Annotated in this window: 20 protein-coding genes; 14 read left to right on the top strand and 6 right to left on the bottom strand. The window is 66.1% G+C overall.

Going from position 1 to position 19,324, the window contains the following annotated elements; all coding sequences use genetic code 11:
- Positions 1-9 precede the first annotated feature (9 nt).
- Positions 10-489: a hypothetical protein gene (locus RMP10_RS03230; protein ID WP_310569016.1), complete on the bottom strand. Its 480-nt coding sequence runs from the start codon at positions 487-489 to the stop codon at positions 10-12.
- Between the two features lie 170 nt (positions 490-659).
- On the opposite strand from RMP10_RS03230, the gene RMP10_RS03225 reads away from it, so the two are divergent.
- The 4 genes from RMP10_RS03225 to RMP10_RS03210 are packed head-to-tail and all read left to right on the top strand — an operon-like array spanning position 660 to position 4,404.
- The gene (locus tag RMP10_RS03225; RefSeq protein ID WP_310569015.1) at positions 660-1,403 is read left to right on the top strand and encodes a pyridoxine 5'-phosphate synthase; all 744 of its coding nucleotides are present in this window, start codon (positions 660-662) and stop codon (positions 1,401-1,403) included.
- A 49-nt stretch (positions 1,404-1,452) separates the two neighbouring features.
- On the top strand, positions 1,453-2,478 hold the full coding sequence (locus RMP10_RS03220) for a hypothetical protein (protein ID WP_310569014.1): 1,026 nt from the start codon (positions 1,453-1,455) through the stop codon (positions 2,476-2,478).
- Positions 2,479-2,500: 22 nt separating this feature from the next.
- On the top strand, positions 2,501-3,523 hold the full coding sequence (locus RMP10_RS03215) for a lysylphosphatidylglycerol synthase transmembrane domain-containing protein (RefSeq protein WP_310569013.1): 1,023 nt from the start codon (positions 2,501-2,503) through the stop codon (positions 3,521-3,523).
- A complete protein-coding gene (locus tag RMP10_RS03210; protein WP_310569012.1) occupies positions 3,520-4,404 on the top strand; it encodes a hypothetical protein in 885 nt (294 codons plus the stop codon). Before RMP10_RS03215 ends, RMP10_RS03210 begins: the two co-directional genes overlap by 4 nt.
- Here RMP10_RS03210 and RMP10_RS03205 read toward each other — a convergent pair whose 3' ends face one another.
- The 3 genes from RMP10_RS03205 to ppk1 form a co-directional block, all read right to left on the bottom strand.
- Positions 4,405-4,968, bottom strand: coding sequence for a hypothetical protein (locus tag RMP10_RS03205; RefSeq protein WP_310569011.1), 564 nt, complete (start codon positions 4,966-4,968; stop codon positions 4,405-4,407).
- A 120-nt stretch (positions 4,969-5,088) separates the two neighbouring features.
- Positions 5,089-5,394: an ATP-binding protein gene (locus RMP10_RS03200; RefSeq protein ID WP_310569010.1), complete on the bottom strand. Its 306-nt coding sequence runs from the start codon at positions 5,392-5,394 to the stop codon at positions 5,089-5,091.
- Between the two features lie 155 nt (positions 5,395-5,549).
- The gene (gene ppk1, locus RMP10_RS03195; protein WP_310569009.1) at positions 5,550-7,550 is read right to left on the bottom strand and encodes a polyphosphate kinase 1; all 2,001 of its coding nucleotides are present in this window, start codon (positions 7,548-7,550) and stop codon (positions 5,550-5,552) included.
- Positions 7,551-7,636: 86 nt separating this feature from the next.
- Between ppk1 and RMP10_RS03190 the strand changes: the two genes are divergently transcribed.
- The 7 genes from RMP10_RS03190 (at position 7,637) to RMP10_RS03160 (ending at position 15,355) form a co-directional block, all read left to right on the top strand.
- Entirely contained in the window at positions 7,637-7,981 is a 345-nt protein-coding gene (locus RMP10_RS03190) for a hypothetical protein (RefSeq protein ID WP_309670043.1), read from the top strand.
- A 59-nt stretch (positions 7,982-8,040) separates the two neighbouring features.
- On the top strand, positions 8,041-9,033 hold the full coding sequence (locus RMP10_RS03185) for a threonine/serine dehydratase (protein WP_310569008.1): 993 nt from the start codon (positions 8,041-8,043) through the stop codon (positions 9,031-9,033).
- A complete protein-coding gene (locus RMP10_RS03180) occupies positions 9,023-10,114 on the top strand; it encodes a GNAT family N-acetyltransferase (RefSeq protein WP_310569007.1) in 1,092 nt (363 codons plus the stop codon). Before RMP10_RS03185 ends, RMP10_RS03180 begins: the two co-directional genes overlap by 11 nt.
- A gap of 278 nt (positions 10,115-10,392) precedes the next feature.
- Positions 10,393-11,253 (top strand): dienelactone hydrolase family protein, encoded by an 861-nt coding sequence (locus tag RMP10_RS03175; RefSeq protein ID WP_310569006.1) that lies wholly within the window; start codon positions 10,393-10,395, stop codon positions 11,251-11,253.
- Positions 11,254-11,304: 51 nt separating this feature from the next.
- On the top strand, positions 11,305-12,921 hold the full coding sequence (locus RMP10_RS03170) for a TldD/PmbA family protein (RefSeq protein ID WP_310569005.1): 1,617 nt from the start codon (positions 11,305-11,307) through the stop codon (positions 12,919-12,921).
- Positions 12,922-12,929: 8 nt separating this feature from the next.
- Positions 12,930-14,318 (top strand): TldD/PmbA family protein, encoded by a 1,389-nt coding sequence (locus RMP10_RS03165; protein WP_310569004.1) that lies wholly within the window; start codon positions 12,930-12,932, stop codon positions 14,316-14,318.
- A complete protein-coding gene (locus RMP10_RS03160; protein WP_310569003.1) occupies positions 14,315-15,355 on the top strand; it encodes an alpha/beta hydrolase in 1,041 nt (346 codons plus the stop codon). Before RMP10_RS03165 ends, RMP10_RS03160 begins: the two co-directional genes overlap by 4 nt.
- Positions 15,356-15,370: 15 nt before the next feature.
- Here the strand turns inward: RMP10_RS03160 and RMP10_RS03155 are convergent, their stop codons facing one another.
- Together RMP10_RS03155 and RMP10_RS03150 are read right to left on the bottom strand one after the other, a co-directional pair.
- Positions 15,371-15,976 carry a YdeI/OmpD-associated family protein gene (locus RMP10_RS03155; protein ID WP_310569002.1) on the bottom strand — a complete coding sequence of 202 codons (606 nt, stop codon included), beginning with the start codon at positions 15,974-15,976 and terminating at the stop codon, positions 15,371-15,373.
- A 9-nt stretch (positions 15,977-15,985) separates the two neighbouring features.
- Positions 15,986-16,846 carry an acyl-CoA thioesterase II gene (locus RMP10_RS03150; RefSeq protein ID WP_310569001.1) on the bottom strand — a complete coding sequence of 287 codons (861 nt, stop codon included), beginning with the start codon at positions 16,844-16,846 and terminating at the stop codon, positions 15,986-15,988.
- A 56-nt stretch (positions 16,847-16,902) separates the two neighbouring features.
- On the opposite strand from RMP10_RS03150, the gene RMP10_RS03145 reads away from it, so the two are divergent.
- The 3 genes from RMP10_RS03145 to RMP10_RS03135 are packed head-to-tail and all read left to right on the top strand — an operon-like array spanning position 16,903 to position 19,319.
- Entirely contained in the window at positions 16,903-17,367 is a 465-nt protein-coding gene (locus RMP10_RS03145; RefSeq protein ID WP_310569000.1) for a hypothetical protein, read from the top strand.
- 31 nt (positions 17,368-17,398) lie between these two features.
- Positions 17,399-17,710, top strand: a complete 312-nt coding sequence (locus RMP10_RS03140) for a hypothetical protein (protein WP_310568999.1) — start codon at positions 17,399-17,401, stop codon at positions 17,708-17,710.
- 19 nt (positions 17,711-17,729) lie between these two features.
- Positions 17,730-19,319, top strand: a complete 1,590-nt coding sequence (locus RMP10_RS03135) for an SDR family oxidoreductase (protein ID WP_310568998.1) — start codon at positions 17,730-17,732, stop codon at positions 19,317-19,319.
- Positions 19,320-19,324: the final 5 nt, after the last annotated feature.

The following is a 19,324-nucleotide window of genomic DNA, read 5'->3' as shown; positions in this document are numbered from 1 at the left end:
CGCTACTGTTTAGCGGCAGAACTCTTTCAGCGGGAGGAGGTTGATGTCCTCCACGAACCAGCGGCCACCAGGCCCGCTCACGGTCAGAATCGAGGTCTTGGCGGACCGCGGTCCCTGGAAGAACTCAAGCTGGAACTCCTGTCGCCCGCCCGTCTGCAGACGGGGCCGATCTTCGATAAACGCCCATCGATCGTGCGTGAGCGTGCACTGCATGATGATGAGGCGCTTTTCGAGGTCCTCGCGCTTCATCTGGTCGCGCGCGGCGCCCTTGGTGGTGCCCCAGATGGCGCTCATGGTCTGGAGATCCTGCGCTTTCACGGCCTTCAGGAAGCCCTCCACCGCGGCCTTGCCCGTGACCGCACCGATGGCATCCGGCGCATCGCCCCGCACCGACGGCGCGGCCGCGCCAGGAATCGAGGTCTCGGTGCTCTGGATCGTTCGGGTGCACGCACTCAGGCCGCTCGCCGTGGCGAGCAGCAGAGAGTACATGAGTACACGGTTTTGCATCATCTTACGCGGCACGCAGGCCTCCTACCCACGGTGTTGACCAGCTTGACGGTTCGTCCGCGTGCAGACCTGTCGTTCACAGGCACCAAACACGGTCCCGTCCGTTCGTCGGGGAGAAAGGTACCCCACACGTTCTTCTACCGGATACCCCAGTGACGTCGCTTCGCTACCAGCGCCTCTATGTAAACATCGACCACGTTGCCACGGTCCGGCAGGCACGTCGCAGTGCCGAGCCCGATCCGGTGGCGGCGGCCGTGCTGTGCGAGCAGGCCGGCGCCGACGGCATCACCGCTCACCTGCGGGAAGATCGACGGCACATGCAGGACGTGGACATCCATCGCCTCGCCACGACCGTCACCACCGCGCTCAATCTGGAGTGTGCCGCGACCGAGGAGATGCTGGCCTTGGCCGAAACGCTCCGCCCCGTGGCGGTGACCCTGGTGCCCGAGCGCCGGGAAGAAGTCACCACGGAGGGTGGCCTCGATGTGTTCCGCGCGGCGCCTCAGCTGCGGGAGTCCATTGCGCGTCTGAAACGCGCGGGGGTGCGCACCAGTCTGTTCATTGACCCGGACGCGGCGGCGGTTCGTGCCGCGCACGAGTTGGGCACCGATGCCGTCGAGCTGCACACGGGTCAGTACGCGCACGCTCCGACGGAGCCGCGCACGTTGCAGGCGCTGGCCGCCGCCGCCGCGCTGGCGTCGTCACTGGGAATGGCGGTGCACGCCGGGCACGGCCTGTCGGTGCAGAACGTCGGACCGGTGGCGGCGATTCCCGAGATCGAAGAATTGAACATCGGGCACGCCATCGTCGGGCGCGCCATCTTTGTAGGACTGTCCGAAGCCGTACGCGAGATCCGTCAGGCCATGGACGACGCGCGCGAGGCCGACCGCTTCTAGTCTCGTCCGTGCATCACCCGACTCACCTTCTTCGTCCGAGCTGCCGCGCATGAGTGCACCGCACGCCCTCATCGAGTTCTTCCAAAAGGAAGCGATGGAGTATCTCGGCCGCCTCGACCAGATGATGGCCGACGCGGAAGAGCAGACGCCGGACGCCGCCGCCTTTCTCACGAACGCGCGCGCGCTCCGCGGCAGCGCGACCATGACGCGGCTCGAAGGGCTGCCCGACCTCGCGTCTACCATCGAACGCATCGCAACCGGGCTGCGTGACAACGAACTGCGCTGGGATCAGCGGCTGCACTTCGCCGTGCGCGGCGCGCTGGTGGAATTGCGCTCGCTGGTGGAACGCGCGGGCGTGTGGACCGACGCCGAGCAGCGCCGCAGTCGGACGCAGTCGGTGGCGCTGGCCGCGGTCGCCGCCGGGTATCTCGCCACCGATACACCGGCGGCGTCTCCAGCCACGCACGTCGTACCGATTTCGCGCTTCTTCCCGGATGACGGCATGCCGGCGATTCTGCAGCGAAACGCCGCGCCGCCAATCACCTTGGCACAGCGCTTTCGCACTGATATCGCTGCCGCCGCCGATGGCGTGGCCCGCGAGTCGGCGGCGCTGGCGAGCAGCAACGCCGGCCCGTCACAGCTCGCCCTCGCCGATGGCATTCGTCGCTCGCTGCTGGGACTGGCGGACGTGGCCGAGAGTTATGGTGCGGCCAGCATCGCCAATATGGCGACACGCATGGCGCGGGCGCCCTTGGCCACGGCCCACGAGCGTCAGGGCGTGCAAAGTGTCGCACGGCTGCTGATGGACCGGGAAATCACCGACCAACAGCTCGCACAGCAAGTGAAGCAAGCGAGCATCACGTGGTCCGGCGCATCGGAAGCGCCGCCGGCCGTGGCGCCCGCGGTGATTCCGATCGAGTCCCTGCTCTATCGCGGACACTCGGCCATCACGCGCGCGCGCGCGGTACGCGACGAACTCAAGACGCATTGGCAGCGTGGCACGCTGGCCGAACCGACCGCGCACGCGCTCTTCGAGGAGCTGTCGGACTTGCTCGATCTCGCGGTGACGACGTGAGCGCAGTCCGGAGGTGCGCGCAGTGAAGCTGGACTGGAAGAGTGGACTGGGGATCGCGTTCAGTGCGGTCCTGCTCTGGTGGACGTTGAAGGGCGTGAATCTCAGCGAAGTCTGGTCGGTGCTGCGCACGTCGAACGTGGTGTTGTTCGCCGTCAGTCCGATCGTCGGCACCTGCATCTTCCCGCTGCGCGCGCGTCGCTGGCGCACGATTCTCGAGCCGGTGGCCGGGCGCATTCCGTTCGGCCCGCTGTGGCGCAGCACGGCGATCGGGATGATGATGAACAACGTGTTCCCGTTTCGCCCCGGTGAGTTCGCCCGCGCGTTTTCGATCACGCGTGAAGTGCCGAGGGTGGCGATCACAACCGCGCTCGGCTCGCTGGCCGTCGACCGCATCTTCGATGCGATCGTGATCTTCGCGATGATGTTCGCGGCGATGCTCGACCCGCGGTTCCCGTCGGGCGTGACCTTGGCCGGGCGCACCGTACCCGAGCTGGCGCAGTTCGGCGTGGGCGGTATGTTGGCGCTGCTCGTCGTGTGCTATGCCATGGTGATGCAGGCGCCACGCGTGTTGTCGATGGTGCGCTGGGTGGCGCACCGCGTACTGCCGCGCTTCGAGGATGTCATCGTGGGCTTCGTCGAGAACGCCATGGGCGGTCTCGCAGTACTACGAGACGGTCGCCGCTTTCTGGCGGTGTTGGGGTGGGCAATCGCGCACTGGGCTGTGAACGCCTTCGCGATGTACATCGGATTTGTCGCCGTCGGCATGGATGTGCCGCTAAGCGCCGCGTTCTTCCTGCAAGGTGTGGTCGCGCTGGCCGTGGCCTTGCCGAGTTCGCCCGGCTTCTTCGGCGTGTTCGAATTGTCGTCGGTACTCGGACTCGCGGTGTACGGCGTTGATGACAAAATCGCCGTCAGCTGGGCGCTCGCATATCACCTGCTCAGCTTCATTCCGATCACGATCATCGGTGCCGTGTACTTCGCACGACTCGGACTCAGCGTGGGCACGCTGAGCGGCAAGAGTACGACCGACGACACGACACCATGACCTGTGAATCCCGCTCCGAGCGCGCGCACGCCAAGATCAACCTTGTGCTGCGCATTCTGGCCCGTAAAGCGAGTGGCTACCACGGCATCGAGACGCTGTTTCAGTTGCTCGAGCTGCACGACCTCGTGCACGTGCGCGTGGGAACGATGGCCCCGTCACTCACCTGCGCCGGCCCTACCATGCCCGTCGCCGGACTTGGGCCCATGGAGCACAACCTCGCCTGGCGCGCCGCGGCGGCGTACACCACCGCGAGCGGATGGAACACGGGCTGGGAGATCGAGATCGAGAAGCAGATCCCAGTGGGCGGCGGCCTCGGTGGTGGCAGTGCGGACGCGGCGGCGGTGTTGCGCGCGTTCGAGGCGTTGAGTCCCGCGCCGCTCGGCATGGAGGGGTTGCTGCAGATCGCCGGGACGCTCGGCGCCGACGTGCCCTTTCTCGTGAGCGGCGAGTCGCGGGCGTGGGCATGGGGGCGCGGTGATCGACTGCTGCCGCTGCCGGCGCTGCCGACGGCGTCGGTGTGGCTCGCCGTGTTCGCCGATGGTGTGAACACGGGCGCCGCCTACGCTGCATTCGCGCGAGCCCGCGAGGCGCGTGGTGATATAGTGCCGGCGTTCGCCTATCCGGCCGACGCGTTTTCGTCATGGGCATCGATCGCCGCGCTGGCCGTGAACGATTTCGAACCCGTTGTCAGCGCGATGCATACGGGCGTCGCCGGTTACCTGCCGCTCCTCCGGGAGATCGCGAGCGAGAGGCGAGCGAGCGGCGCACCAGCCATCGGCATGATGAGCGGCAGCGGGGCAACGTGCTTCCTGTTGCACACCGGTGCGATGGGCCTGCGCACCGATGGACTCGTGGCCTTGCTGCCCACCTTCACCCGCTGATCAGAACAGCGCCACGCGCTTCTGAATCATCTCGGCCAACTGCGTTTCAAACACGCCCGTTGAGCCACATGCCACCGGATCCTTCGACACGCCTTCCACATCCTGCGCACCGGCGAGCAGGCCGACCCGGATGCGCGTCTCCGTTGCTGTGACCGGCTCGAGCCACACGAACACCGCCATCGTGACGCGCCAGCCGTCGGCGTGCGAACCGCTCATGCCTTGCCCGCAGCTCAGATACGACGACAAACGCTCGCGACCGAGCTTGCGAATCATGCGCGCGCTGCCACTCCCCAACACGCGCATGGCGGCATCCTGCGTGGTGACCGGGATCTTGAGCTCAGTCAACACCGCGTTGACGGCCTTGTAGGTTACCTCGCGCGACGCCGCAACGGCCACCGGCGCCGCGGCAACCGAGTCGACCGACATCGGCGTGAAGTAGCCGGGAAGTCGCAGCCGGATGGGCGGCGATTGCGCCGATAATCCCGCGGGAGCCAATGCGCAGACGCACCCAAGCAGCGCGACGGATACGTGCGAACGGACAGACCGGGACGTGAACAGCGGCATGGGCAGACTCGGCGTGGCACGGTGGGAACGACGGATGCGCGAATCTACCGTTGCGATGCGCACCGCATCAACGCCCGCTTGCAGTGGTCGCTGACCAGCAACCACGCGCGCGCCGGTCGTTCAGGCGGCGGGGAGATATACCTCGAACGTCGTGCCACGCCCAACCGTCGACTCCAGCACCACGTCACCCGCGACCTGCTTCGCAGTGCCGTTCACCGTTGCAGGGCCGAGTCCGATGCCTTGTCCCACCGACTTGGTCGTGAAGAGCTGCTCAAAGATCGAATCGCGAATCTCGGCCGCGACCAGCGACGTCGTGATCACACGCGACAGGGTCCGATCGTTCCAGACCGCGCCGCTCCACGACGAGAACATGTTCAGGAACGCAGCGAGCGCGAGCAGTCGCCAATCGCCCGCCATGGCCTGCATGGCCGGTCGGCCGACGTGCCGCGCGACGCCATGCTGTGCGGCAGCGAACCCGATGATGACAGCGCTCTACGGCAGCGTCGAACCCAGATTGATTTGATCGAACGACGGCAGCGAGTCGAATCCGCTCAACGCCGCGACGGCCGCCCTGGATCGCGTCAGGCCAGTGCGGCCTGAGCCGCCGGCACGCGGCGATCACCCGTCTGCCGGTACTCGCCATCGGCGTGCAGTTCCCACGCCGTGCCGTCCCGCAGATACGCGTCGAGAATCGTGTCGAGCCGGGCGTGGAAGGATGCCCCGGCCACCGGCACCAAGACTTCGACCCGCCGCCGGAGGTTGCGTGACCGCAAGTCGGACGACCCGATCAGATACTCCGGATGTCCGTTGTTCTCGAACCGGTAGATTCGCGAATGCTCCAGCAGGCGTCCGACGATCGACGTCACCCGAACGCGGTCGGAGACGCCGGGAACACCGGGCCGTAGAATGCAGATGCCGCGGACAATGAGGTCGACCTGCACGCCGGCCTGCGACGCCCGCTCGAACGCCTGCACCATTTCGCGATCGCCGAGTCCGTTGATCTTGATCGTGATGCGCGCAGGCTTTCCCGCTTTAGCGTGCTGGATTTCCCGTTCGATGTGTTCCAGCAATCCCGTCAGCAGCTGATGTGGAGCCACCAAGGCACCATGCGGCAGGGCCGCCGGCGGCGCATGACGCTCGGTCAGACCGGCGAAGAGCACGTCCATGGCATCGGCGAACTCTGGGCGCGCCGAGAAGAGACTGAGGTCGGTATACTGGCGGCCCGATCGCGGATTGTAGTTGCCCGTGCCGACGTGCACGTACCGCCTCGTCGCGCCGCCCTCGACGCGCGTGACCATCGCGACCTTGGCATGCACCTTGAGGCCCGCGATTCCGTACGTCACATCGACACCTGCGGCCTCGAGCGCGCGCGACCACTGCACGTTGTGCTCTTCGTCGAACCGCGCTTTGAGCTCTACCACCACGGCCACGTGCTTCCCTGCCTCCGCGGCCTTCACCAGCGCATCCACGATGGGCGATGGGTTGCCCACGCGGTACAACGTGGCCTTGATGGCCGTGACGTCGGCATCGTCGGCGGCCTGCTGAAAGAAACGCACGACGCTGTCGTCGAACGACTCGAACGGATGATGCAACAACAGGTCGTCGTCGCGCAGCAGCGCGAACATCGAGCGATCGCCGACGGCCTGCTTCGTGGGCATTGGGGGGAACTCGAGCGACGGAGCCTTCGGCAACGGCAGCGACTGCAAACAGCGCAGATCGAGCAACCCGTCCACGTGCTGCACCGATGTGACCGTGAGCTCCATGTCGCGCCCGATCGCCTCACGTCGTAGTGTGTCGAGGATCAAGGCGCCGACGGCACCTGGCATGCTGCGCTCGACTTCCACGCGCACGGCCGGGTTGTGCACCCGTCGCTCGGTGGCCAGTGCCACGGCGCCCAGCAGACTGCCCGTTTCATCGTCCATGATCGGGAGATCGCCGCCGCGCGTGACGCGGAAGAGATACGCGCTCTCGACGATCGTGCCCGGATGTAGCAGGTGCGCATTGGCCCGCAGCACTTCCTCGATCGCAATGACGGCGCCAGCACGATCCGGCACCGCCAGCAAACGCGGCATATCGACGGGCAAATCGTGCTCAGCGAGCCGCACGCGTTCGCCCGGGGCCATGCGGTAGAGCACGGCGAGAAAGAGCCCCAAGTGCGGCAAGTGCGGCAGCGGATGCCCGGGACTGAGCGTGATCGCCAGCGGGCGCAGGTCCGGCTGGATTTCCTCGAGGTACTGAATGCGCAACTGCTGCTGCTCGTCGATCGTCAGCTCGTGCCACGCCAGCAGGCGCACCCCCACCCGCTCGGCCTCGCGCAGGCATTCGGTGGCGCAACGCGACTGGCGTGCGAGGAGCTCGTCGAGACCCCGCTCGACCGCCAACAACCGCTGGCTGGCCTGCCCCGGCTCGTCGATCGCTGCACGGCGCAGCTCCGCCATACGCACCATGTACAGCTCATCGATGTTGCTGGTCACGATGCCCAGAAATCGAAGCCGCTCGAGCAGCGGCACGGCGTGATCTTCGGCCAACGCGAGAACCCGGCTCTGAAAGGCCAGGAGACTCAGTTCGAGGTCGATCTCCACGTCGTCGGGTGAAATGGTGGGTCGTCGTGTCGTTCCGGGAGCGGACGCTATGAGCGAAGCTACAGTCCCCGCGGCCATATTGCAGCATGTCCGAGCAATCCGATCTCCCCATGCACTTCGAACCGCGCCCCGGGGACCCGACGCCGCGGCGCATTCGGCAGATCGGACGCCTCGTGGCCGTGTTCGCGGTCGCCGTCATGTTCATCGCCATGCTGTGGGTATTCACCGGTATTCCCACGCCCGTGGCCACGGCGATGAACGACGCGCTCTGGGCGCCCTGCCCGGCGCAGTATCTGACGGCACGCACGGCGGTCGATTCCGGCCTGGCGGATGGCTACGTGCTGCGCCCCCGGACCCGATTCGAGCGCGCGATCACTTGTGGCAGCGAGCGACGTCGGCGTGCGGCGGCGGCAGGTGCTCCGGACTTCTAGCGACGGCGCGGGCCGACCGCGCGTCTTTCGGCGGTGCGTGCGAGAGTGGATACTTCAGCATGCCCACCACGCTCCCCGCTGTTCCGACGATCGACGATATCCGCGCCGCCGCCGCGCGCATCGCGCCGCACGCGCAGGTCACTCCGCTGCTCACCTCACCGGCGCTCGACGCGCGCGCCGGCGGCCGCGTGCTCCTCAAGGCCGAAGTGCTGCAACACACCGGGTCGTTCAAACTGCGCGGCGCGCTCAATCGCCTGCTGCAGCTCACCGACGACGAACGGTCACGCGGCGTGGTCGCCTATTCGTCGGGCAATCACGCGCAGGCAGTGGCCTACAGTGCCACCTTACTCGGCATGCGCTCGGTGATCATCATGCCGAAGGATGCACCGGCGTTGAAGATCGAACGCACGCGCGTTTTCGGTGGTGAGGTGGTGCTGTACGACCGCTACACGGAAGACCGCGTCGCCATTGGCGGTGCGATCGCGCAAGAACATGGCCTGACGATCGTGCCGCCCTTCGAAGATCCACATATCGTGGCGGGACAAGGCACGCTGGCGCTGGAGGCGCTCACTCAGGCGGCGGCGATGGGCTGCACGCCCGACACCCTGCTGGTGTGCTGCGGCGGTGGCGGCCTGACGGCCGGGTGTGCGCTGGCGGCGGCGGCCGTGTCGCCGACCACCGTGGTGCACCCCTGTGAACCGGCGGAGTTCGACGACACGGCCCGTTCACTGCGACTCGGGCATCGTGTGGCGAACGAGCCGGGCCAGCGCTCGATCTGCGATGCGATCGTGACCGAGATGCCCGGCGAATTCACCTTCTCGATCAATCAGCCCCGTGTCGGTGCCGGACTTACCGTGACCGACGACGAGGTGCTGGCGGCGATCGCCTTCGCGGTGCGCGAACTCAAGCTGGTGGTGGAACCGGGTGGGGCGGCGGCACTGGCGGCGCTGTTGTCGGGTAAGCTCGAAACGAAGGGGCGCACGACGATGGTGGTAGTCACCGGCGGCAATATCGATCCGGCGATGCTGGCGCGAGCGATCGGTGTCGTCTGACGCCCCAACCATGATCCTGCTACTCCCCGGGCTGTACGACTCGGGGCCGGCGCATTGGCAATCGTTGTGGCAAGCCCACGCCACCACGCTGCCCGTTGAGCGGGTGGTGCAACAGGATTGGGCGGCGCCGCGCTGCGCCGACTGGGTCGCGCGACTCACGCAGGTGATGCAGGAGCACGCCGACGATGTCGTGCTGGTCGCGCACAGCAGCGCCTGCGCCATGGTCGCCCACTGGGCGCGCGAGGCGCCATTGGCGCTCATCCTGCGGGTGCGCGGCGCGCTGTTGGTCGCGCCCAGCGATCCGCTGGCACCGGTGTATCCCAGTAGCCCCGCGGGATTCGCACCCGTGCCGCTGTCGGCATTGCCCTTCCCCAGCACCGTCGTGACGAGTCGCAACGACGAGTACGTGACGTTCGCCCAGGCCGAACAGTATGCCGCCGCGTGGGGCAGCAAGCTGTGGGATCTGGGCGAAGCCGGCCACATCAACGCCGCCGCCGGATACGGCCCGTGGCCCGAGGGCTGGCGCGCCGTCGAGGACATGGCGGCGGCGCCGCAGTGTCGCGTGGCGCGCTTTACCGACGTACCGGCACTATCGGCGTTGATCGAGGCCTCCGTGCGCCGACTGGCGGCGGGGTACTACACCGACGCGCAGATCGCCTCGTCGCTGTCATACGTGTTCGGCGTCGACTCGAGTCTCATTCACGATCGCAGCTACTTCGTGCTCGAGCAGCACGGCACCATCGTGGCCGGCGGCGGCTGGAGCGATCACCAGACCCTGTTCGGCGGCGATCAGTTCGACAGCCGCGGCGAAGGTCGTCTCGATCCGGCCACGTCACCGGCGCGCATCCGCGCTTTTTACGTGCACCCGGATCACGCCCGCCGCGGCTACGCGAAACGACTGTTGGGCGTGTGCAGCGCCGCCGCGCAACGCGCGGGATTTACCTCGCTGTCGCTGATGTCGACGCTGCCAGGTGAGCCACTGTATCGGGCGCTGGGGTTCGTGCCTGACGTGGGAGTGGACTATCCCATGCCAGACGGGACGACACTACCGCTGATTCCGATGACGAAGGCGATCGCGTAGGGTTCGCTAACCGCCACGGGAAAGCAACAGCGGGAACACGGAGCGAGCGGATTTCACCGATTACACGGATAAGCCAACAGCGCCATTTGCTTATCTGCGTAATCGGCGCCATCGAGTTTGATCCGTGTTCCGGCGGTTACGGAGCTTTCGACGACACTGCCAGCGGCCGGAATACGCCCGGACCGCAAGCCCGAAACCGAAAAGCCCAAAGTGGTGTTTCATTACTGAGGCATTGCCTGGCCACGTAAACCGTTCTCATCCGATACCAACACCAACTCATGAACGCTTTCGCCTACACCGCCCGGCTCGCCGCCGGCACCGCTCTACTCGTCGCCGCCGCCACGACCGCCGGCGCCCAAGCCACCCAGCCCGACTACGCCGCCGCGATGCACCGCGAGCATATGAACGAAACCCCGACCGCATCCGCCGGCGCCCGCATCGCGCCGCGCATGGACGTGGTGGGCGAGACCGTGACCTACGGCACGATCAACGGGAAGGCCATCAAGGGCTTCCTCGCCAAGCCGGCCGCCGGCGCCAAGACGGGCAAGGCGATCATCATGGTGCACGAATGGTGGGGCCTCAACGAAGGCATCCAGGCCATGGCCAAGCGCTATGCTGGTGAAGGCTACACCGTGCTCGCCGTCGATCTGTTCGGCTCCGTCGCCACGACCCCCGATGCCGCCATGAAGCTGTACCAGGCGGGCATGGCGGACATTGCCGGTGGTGAGAAGAACCTCGGCGAGGCCATCACGTATCTCAAGAAGGCGGGCGCCACCTCAGTCGGCTCGGTGGGCTACTGCTACGGCGGACACTGGTCGCTGCGCACCGGCCTCGTGGGCGGCGCCAACCTCGACGCCGTCGTGATGTACTACGGCGCGCCGATCACCGATCCGGCGCAGCTCGCGCGCCTCAAGGCGCCGGTGCTGGGGCTGTTCGGCGGCAAGGACACCGGCATCCCGCTCGACAGCGTGCGCGCGATGGAAGCGGCCATGAAGAAGGGCGGTCGCAAGGTCACCATCAACGTGTACGAGAACGCCAACCATGCGTTCGCGAACCCCACCGGCCAGGCCTACGACAAGTCGGCTGCCGAAGACGCGTTCGCCAAGACGGTCGGCTTCTTCAAGACCAACCTGAAGTAACTCGCACGGCCCACGCGTGACCTCATCCGTCGGTGGCGATACATTCGTGACATGACTACTCGTCGCGATTTTCTCGTCACCGGCGGCGCCGCACTCGGCGCGCTGGCGATCGGCCCGAGTGCGCTGCGTGCACTGCCCGGGTTCAAGCCGCTGCCCGCGCTCTACACCGACGCGGCGACCCGCGAGCTCATGATGGAGGCGCTCGACGCCGCCAAGCGCTACGGCGCCTCATGGGCCGACGTGCGCATCTCGCGCAATCGCAACAACAGCATCCAGACGCGCGAACGACAAGTCACCGACGTGGTCGACACCGACACCATGGGCTGCGGTGTACGCGTGCTGGTCGATGGCTGTTGGGGGTTCTGCGCCACGCAGGAACTCACCAAGGAAGGCGTCGGTACGGCCGCGCAGGAAGCCGTGGCCATTGCCAAGGCCAATCGCATCGCGCGCGACCGACGCGTGGAGCTCGCGCCGTCGCCCGCGCACCCGAACGCCACGTGGCGCAGCGCGTACCAGATCGACCCCTTCACCGTCCCGGTGGAGACCAAGGCCGACCTGCTGCTGCGCGCCAACGCCGAAGCGCTGAAAGTACCCAACGTGCGCTTCGTGAATTCCGGCCTTTCGTTCGTGAAGGAAGAGCGCAACTACGCGAACACCGACGGCTCGGTGATCACGCAGGACTACGTGCGCAGCTGGGTCACCATGAGTTGCACCGCCGTGGCGCCGGATCGCTCGGGCACCGCCGTGCGCGGCCCCGAAGTCGTGCAGCCCGCCGGTCGCGGCTGGGAGTACGTGCTCGAAGCCGACATCGTGAAGAACGCCACCAAGTGGGGCGAGGAAGCCGCGGAAAAGCTCACCGCCAAGCCGGTGGAGCCGGGGCGCTACGATCTCATTCTGCATCCGTCGCAGCTGTTCCTCACCATCCACGAATCGCTCGCGCACCCCACCGAGCTCGATCGCGCGATGGGCTACGAAGCCAACTACGCCGGCACCAGCTTCATGGCGCCGCCCGAAAAGGTGCTCGGCTCGCTCAAGCTCGGACCGCCGATGATGAACCTCGTGGGCAACCGCAACGAAGTGGGCGCGCTGGCTACCATCGGTTACGACGACGACGGCGTGCAGCCCGACACCTTCCACATCGTGAAGGACGGCATTCTCAACGACTACCAGACCACGCGTGAACAGGCGCCCTGGCTGTCGTCGTGGTATGCCAAGAACGGAAAGCCCGTACGCTCGCACGGCTGCTCGTACGCGCAGAGCTGGGCCGACGTGCAGTTCCAGCGCATGCCCAACGTGTCGCTGCAGCCCGGCGCGAAAGACCTGAGCTGGGATGATCTCATCGCTGCCACCGACAAGGGCATCGCCATGATCGGCCGTGCCTCGTACTCCATCGACCAGCAGCGCTACAACGCGCAGTTCGGCGCGCAGCTCTGCTACGAAGTGCGTAAGGGCAAGATCATCGGTCAGGTGAAGGACGCGGCGTATCAAATGCGCACGCCGGACTTCTGGAACACGCTCGACATGCTGGGCGGCAAGAGCAGCTACGAGTTCGGCGGCACCTTCAACGACGGCAAGGGTCAACCCGGACAGGCCAACGCCGTGAGCCACGGCTGCCCGCCCACGCGCTTCAAGAACGCGAACATCATCAACACGGGACGCACGGTATGAGCGATTCCATGAGCGAGTCCTCGAGCGATACCATGCGCGACACGAAAGCCATGGCCGCCATTGGCGTGCTCTCGCGTGAACAGGCACAGGCGATCGTCGACCGCGCCGTGAAGCTGTCGAAGGCCGACGCCGTGCGCGTGTCGGTGAACAGCTCGCGCGAAACGAATCTGCGCTTCGCAGACAATCAGATGTCGACGTCGGGTGTGACGACCAACAGCACGATCCGCATTCAGAGTGTGTTCGGCAAGCGCAAGGCGAGTGTGGTCACCAACGATCGCAGCGACGAAGGACTGCGTCGTGCCGTCGAACAGTCGGAAGCGCTGGCGCGACTGGCGCCGGAAGACCCCGAGTATCTCGGTGAGCTGCCGCCGCAGACATATGCACCAGTGAACGCGTGGTTCGATCGCACCGCCGATCTCTCGGCCGAAGATCGCGCCAAAGCCGCCATGACGGCGCTCGCGCCGGCGCGCGCCGCCAAGGATCTCACGGTGGCCGGGTTCATCATCTGCAACGCCAACGCCAGCGCGATCGGCAACAGCGCGGGGTTGTTTGCGTATCATCGCGGCACGAGTGCGAACTACACACTCACTGCCCGCACTACCGACGGCACGGGCTCAGGTTGGGTGGGCAGTGAAAGCACCGACTGGAGCGCCATCGACTTCCAGTCGGTGGCCGACCGCGCCATCGACAAAGCACGTCGCTCGCGTAATCCGGTAGGTATCGAGCCCGGTCGCTACACCGTGATCTTCGAGCCCGAGGCCACGGCCAATCTCGTGAGTCTTATGGGTGGAGCCTTTCAGGCGCGCTCGGCCGACGAAGGGCGTTCGGCCTTCTCGAAGGCCGGCGGTGGCACGCGCCTCGGCGAGAAAATTGTCGATGAACGCGTCACGCTGCTCACCGATCCCGCCGACCCGCTCATTCTCGGGTCGCCGTTCGATGGCGAAGGCATGCCCACAGGCAAACAGACGTGGGTGCAGAACGGTGTGCTCAATTCGCTCGCGTACAACCGCTTCTGGGCCAACAAGCAGGGCAAGACGGCCACCGGCGGTGCGCAGTCGCTGCGCATGGCCAGCGGCAAGGACACCATCGAGTCGATGATCGCTGGCACCACGCGCGGTGTGCTCGTCACGCGTTTGTGGTATCTGCGTCCGCTCGACGCGCGCACGCTCATGTACACGGGCCTCACGCGCGACGGCACGTTCTTGATCGAGAACGGCAAGATTGCGCGCTCCATCAAGAACTTCCGTTTCAACGATTCGCCGTTGTTCATGTTGAACAACCTCGAAGGCGTGGGCGCCGCCGTGCGCACCGCTGGTGGTGAAGGTGGTCCCGGGGTGGCGATGCCCCCCATCAAGGTGCGCGACTTCAATTTCTCCAGTTCGTCGGACGCGGTATGATCGACCCACGTGCAGCGCGCCGAATGCAGCTCTCTACGCGCGCCGCGGCGAGCGCGGTGAGCCTGTTCGCGCTGGGGGTCATCTTCTTCGCCGGGCCACGTCCCAGCGTGGAGTGGACCGACACGAGCCCGTACGCGGCCACGATGCACGTGGTCGCGACGGCACTTCCCGATAGCATCGCGGCGTTTCCTGAGTGGTTCGCTACCCAGGAGCGCGCCGCCGGGGTGACCGATCCCGACGTGGCAAAACGCGTCGTCTTTGCCGACAGCGCGCACCCGGCGAAGACACCGTGGAGCGTGGTGTACCTGCACGGTTTCTCCGCCACGCGGCAGGAAACGTCACCGCTCAGCGAAGAGGTGGCGCGCGCCCTCGGCGCCAACCTGTACGAAACGCGACTCCGCGGTCACGGCCTGCCCGGCGATTCTCTTGGGCACGTGCAGGCGCGCGACTGGATGGGCGACGCCGCGTTTGCCCTCGACGTGGCCCGTCGGCTCGGTGATTCCGTACTCGTGATCGGCACCAGCACCGGCGGCACCCTCGGCGTGTGGCTGGCCACGCTGCCCAAGCCCGTGCGAGAGGGGCTGCACGCCCTCGTGCTCATCTCGCCCAACTTCGGGCCGAAAGATCCGGCCGCCGGTCTCCTCACGCTGCCGTGGGCCGAGGTCGTGCTGCCGCGTTTCATTCCGCAGCGCGAGTGGACCGCGAAGAACGAGGAGCAAAGGCGCTTCTGGACGATGCGGTATCCATCGACCGCCCTGTTTCCGATGCAGGCGCTGGTCGAACATGTGCGCGACGTGCCATTGGACGGGTACGATGTTCCCACACTGGTCTTTTACCACGAGGGTGACGAGGTCGTGGATGCGAAACGTACGACGGCTTGGCTCGATGCACTCGACGCGTCAGGTCGCGTGAAAGCGGAGCGGGTGCTCGTGATTCCGACCGCCGGTGAAGACGGCCACGTCATCGCCGGTCGTATCGTGGCACCCAGTCAAACGGCCACGTTTCGCGATCGCATCGTGGCCTTCGTACGACGCTAGTCCGTCGGCGCGCCGCTACGCGCCGTACTTCCAGTTCCGCGCCTTCCCCTCGGCGAGCATTTCGATCGCCTGCTCCACCCGCTTCGCTTTCGTCTCATCGCGCTTCGCTTCGGCAATCCACTCGCAGTACTCGCGCTTGTGCGACGGACTGAAGGCATCGAACGCCGCCTTGGCCCCCTCATGACGGGCCAGGGCCACCGCCAACTCCGACGGCACGACCACCGGTTTTGCCGTGGCGCCCTTCTTCGCGGCCGGTCGCGAGAGCTTCACGCCCGCGTCGTTTAGCGCCATCGCCTTCTTGATGTACTTCTTGAGCGTGGTCTTGTTGGGCAGGTCCTTCACACTCGTGATGCGTCCGAACTGTCCCATCGCTTCGTCCGTCATCTTGTCGCCCAACACCTGACGCCCCAGCCAGAAGTTCAGCGCGCAGTGCGCTTTGAACGACGCCATGCTGCACATCATCGTGCCGTGGTAGTCGAAATGCGGGAAACCCCATTTGATGGTTTCCTCCACGTCGGGACATGCTTCGTGCACGACCGCCCGGATATGCTCGAGGATCGGCTGGGCGAACGGGGCTGACTTCGCGATATACGCGTCCATGCGGGGATCATGTAAACCCATGCGCAGTCCTCAAGGATCGCGGAGTCTGATCAGTCCTTCCTGCGCCACTGACGCGACGAGGGTTCCGTCCTGCGTGAAGATCTCGCCGCGCACAAAGCCGCGGGCTCCCGCCGCCGCCGTGCTGTCCATGCTGTAGAGCAGCCACTCGTCGGCGCGAAATGGGCGGTGCATCCAGATCGTGTGGTCCAGCGATGCTAACTGCAGCCGAGGGTCACGATAGGACACCTGATGCGGCAATAGCGCCGTGGGCAGGAATCCGTAGTCCGAGGCGTACGCCAGAATCGCCTGATGCGTGATCGCGTCGTCGGGGAGCGTGTCGATGACCCGGAACCACACGAAGCGCTTCGCGCCACGTGATTCATCGGTGCCTGGCACGTGCGACGTGAACGAGCGGAAGTCGATGGGGCGATCCTGCGTGAGCACGGTGCGCAGTTCCGGCGGCAACACCTCCGCCCGCTCACGGATCTGCTCGAGCTCCGGCATCAGATCCTCAGGCGGCGGCACGTCGGGCATATCGCTCTGATGCTCGAGCCCGTCGATGTGCACGTGAAACGACGCCGACAGATGGAAGATCGCCTCGCCATGCTGGATCGCCGTGACCCGGCGGCTGGTGAAGCTGCCACCGTCGCGCGGTCGGTCCACGAAGAACACGATCGGCGCCTTGAGATCGCCGGCCCGCAGGAAGTACCCATGCACCGAGTGCGCCTCGCGCGGCTCATCCACCGTGCGTCGGGCCGCCACCATCGCCTGGGCGAACACCTGTCCGCCGAACACGCGACCGGTGCCGAGATCGCGGTTCTGGCCACGATAGATATTGACCTCGAGCTTCTCGAGCTCGAGTAACGACAGCAGTTCTTTCACGACGCTCATGAGGTGGAATATGGACGCGAGTTGTGGCCGACGCGACGCGGCGGTAGCATGGGCGCATGAATCGCGCGCTCCGCTCCTTCCTGTTGGCGTTGGTCTGTGCCGTCGCCGCCTGGTCACTGGCCCGTACCAAGGGCGCGTCGCCGCCGACGCAGCTTTCGCCGGCGTCGGCCCCAGCTTCCGTTCCATCAACGGCACCGGCCGCAACGCTGGCATCGTCCACCAGCGCGATTGGCTTCCGCTCCACGGCGCGCCTCGTAGAACACTACGAAAAGCACGGCCGCGAATTCGGCACCGTCTCGCAGGCCCAGTACCTGCAGCTGGCGCAGCAGTTGCGTGATGCGACGGTGGGCGGCGACGTCCTCGAGGTCGTGCGACAGGCCGACGGGGTAATCTCCCGCTTCGACAAAGCCAGCGGCGCGTTCCTGGCCGCCGACCCGGACGGCACCATCCGCACCTTCTTCAAGCCCAACGACGGGGAGGCCTACTTCCGTCGGCAGGCCCGCCGCTCCCCCCGATCGTGAACCCGGTTCAGACGACACTTCACACCCCATCATGATCAGCGCCGACCAGCTGCTGGAGCAGTGGGCCCGAACGGTAGACGACGTGGAGCACGGCTACGCGCTCACTTACGAGGATTACCTCAACGACCTGGACGTCCGGCGGGCCCTCGACGATGCCCCCCTGACCCACGCGGCGCGGGAGCGCCTCGCCGCCCTCGACGCCCGCTTTCAGGAGATCACCTTTCCCTCCGGAGAGTGCGTCTGGGGGGTGGAGAACGAGGAGGCCGAGGGGTGGGACCGGATCACCCACTGGTACTACTGGCGGCTGCCGACTCACCCCGGACCCGCCTTTCACGACGAATGACCGATTAGCTTTCAGGGCTATGTCCCAAAGTCCTGACTCCGTGGAAGCCAGTCTCAGCCTGTCCGAGCGAGTTCGTGCCGCGACCGAGCTGCTCGAACAGTTCGCCGTGAACCGGGCCGATCTGCTCCATATCTCCGACGACGATCGCAATCGCCTGCTCAAGGCCGCCGGCGAAGTGTCGCGCCCCGATGCCATCCTGCGTCGCCAGATGGTCAAGGCGACCAAGCGGAAGAAGCGCGTCGAGAAGACGATCCGCACGCAAGAGGCGGAGTCGCAGCTGCAGGAAACCGGCATCCGCCGCCTGCGCCGTCAGACGGTGTTCACCACGCCCAATTATCTGCTGCCGGCCTCCGACGAGCAGACGACGGTCGAGTCCGATCCCGACTTCCGCGAGGCGCTGGAGGAGCAGCATTGCTACGTGTGCAAGCGCGACTTCACCGTGCTGCATCACTTCTACGATCAGCTCTGCCCGTCGTGCGCCGAGTTCAACTATCGCAAACGTGGCGAGCTCGCCGACCTCACGGGACGCACCGCGCTACTCACCGGTGGTCGCGTGAAGATCGGCTATCAGGCCGGCATCAAGCTGCTCCGGTCGGGCGCGCATCTCATCGTGACCACGCGCTTCCCGCGTGACTCCGCCGCACGCTACGCCGCCGAAGCCGACTTCGAGCAGTGGTCGCATCGCTTGGAAATCTTCGGACTCGACCTGCGACACACGCCCAGCGTCGAAGCGTTCTGTCATCACCTGATGGACACGCACGATCGTCTCGACTTCATCGTGAACAATGCCTGTCAGACGGTGCGTCGTCCGCCCGACTTCTACAAGCATATGATGGACGGCGAGACGACCGCCCTCAGCAGCATGCCCGAACAGGTGCGCAAGCTGCTCGGCGCCTACGAAGGCGTGCGGGGCTATCACATGCTGCCGGGTTCCACCGACGCCGAAGACGGCGAGATGCTCACGCCGAAGAATCTGCCGCGCGCGCTGGCCGAAGTGGCGGGCATTACGCACGCTGCTGAGCTGTCGCAGGTCGCGCTGCTGCCGGAAGAACACACCGATCGCGGTCACCTCTTCCCCGAAGGCAAGCTCGATCAGGACATGCAGCAGGTGGACTTGCGTGACCGCAATTCCTGGCGATTGCTGATGCACGAAGTGCCGAGCGTGGAACTGCTCGAAGTGCAGCTGGTGAACGCGATCGCGCCGTTCCTGCTGAACGCGCGGCTCAAGCCGCTGATGCTGCGTACGCCGGAACGCGACAAGCACATCGTGAACGTGTCGGCGGTGGAAGGACAGTTCTATCGCAAGTTCAAGACGACGCGTCACCCGCACACGAACATGGCCAAGGCCGCGCTCAACATGATGACGCGCACCTCGGCCGCTGACTATGAGTCCGACGGCATCCACATGAATGCGGTGGATACCGGCTGGGTCACGGACGAAGATCCCGTCCACATTGCGGAAAAGAAGGTGGCCGAGCATCGCTTCCATCCGCCGCTCGACATCGTGGACGGCGCGGCCCGCATCGTCGATCCGATCATCGACGGCATCAACACCGGCGAGCACGTGTGGGGCAAGTTCCTCAAGGATTACACGCCTACGGACTGGTAGATTTC

Source organism: Gemmatimonas sp., from assembly GCF_031426495.1.
Lineage (GTDB): Bacteria > Gemmatimonadota > Gemmatimonadetes > Gemmatimonadales > Gemmatimonadaceae > Gemmatimonas.
Note: the sequence above shows the minus strand (reverse complement) of the source record. Positions and strands in the feature narration are given on the sequence as shown.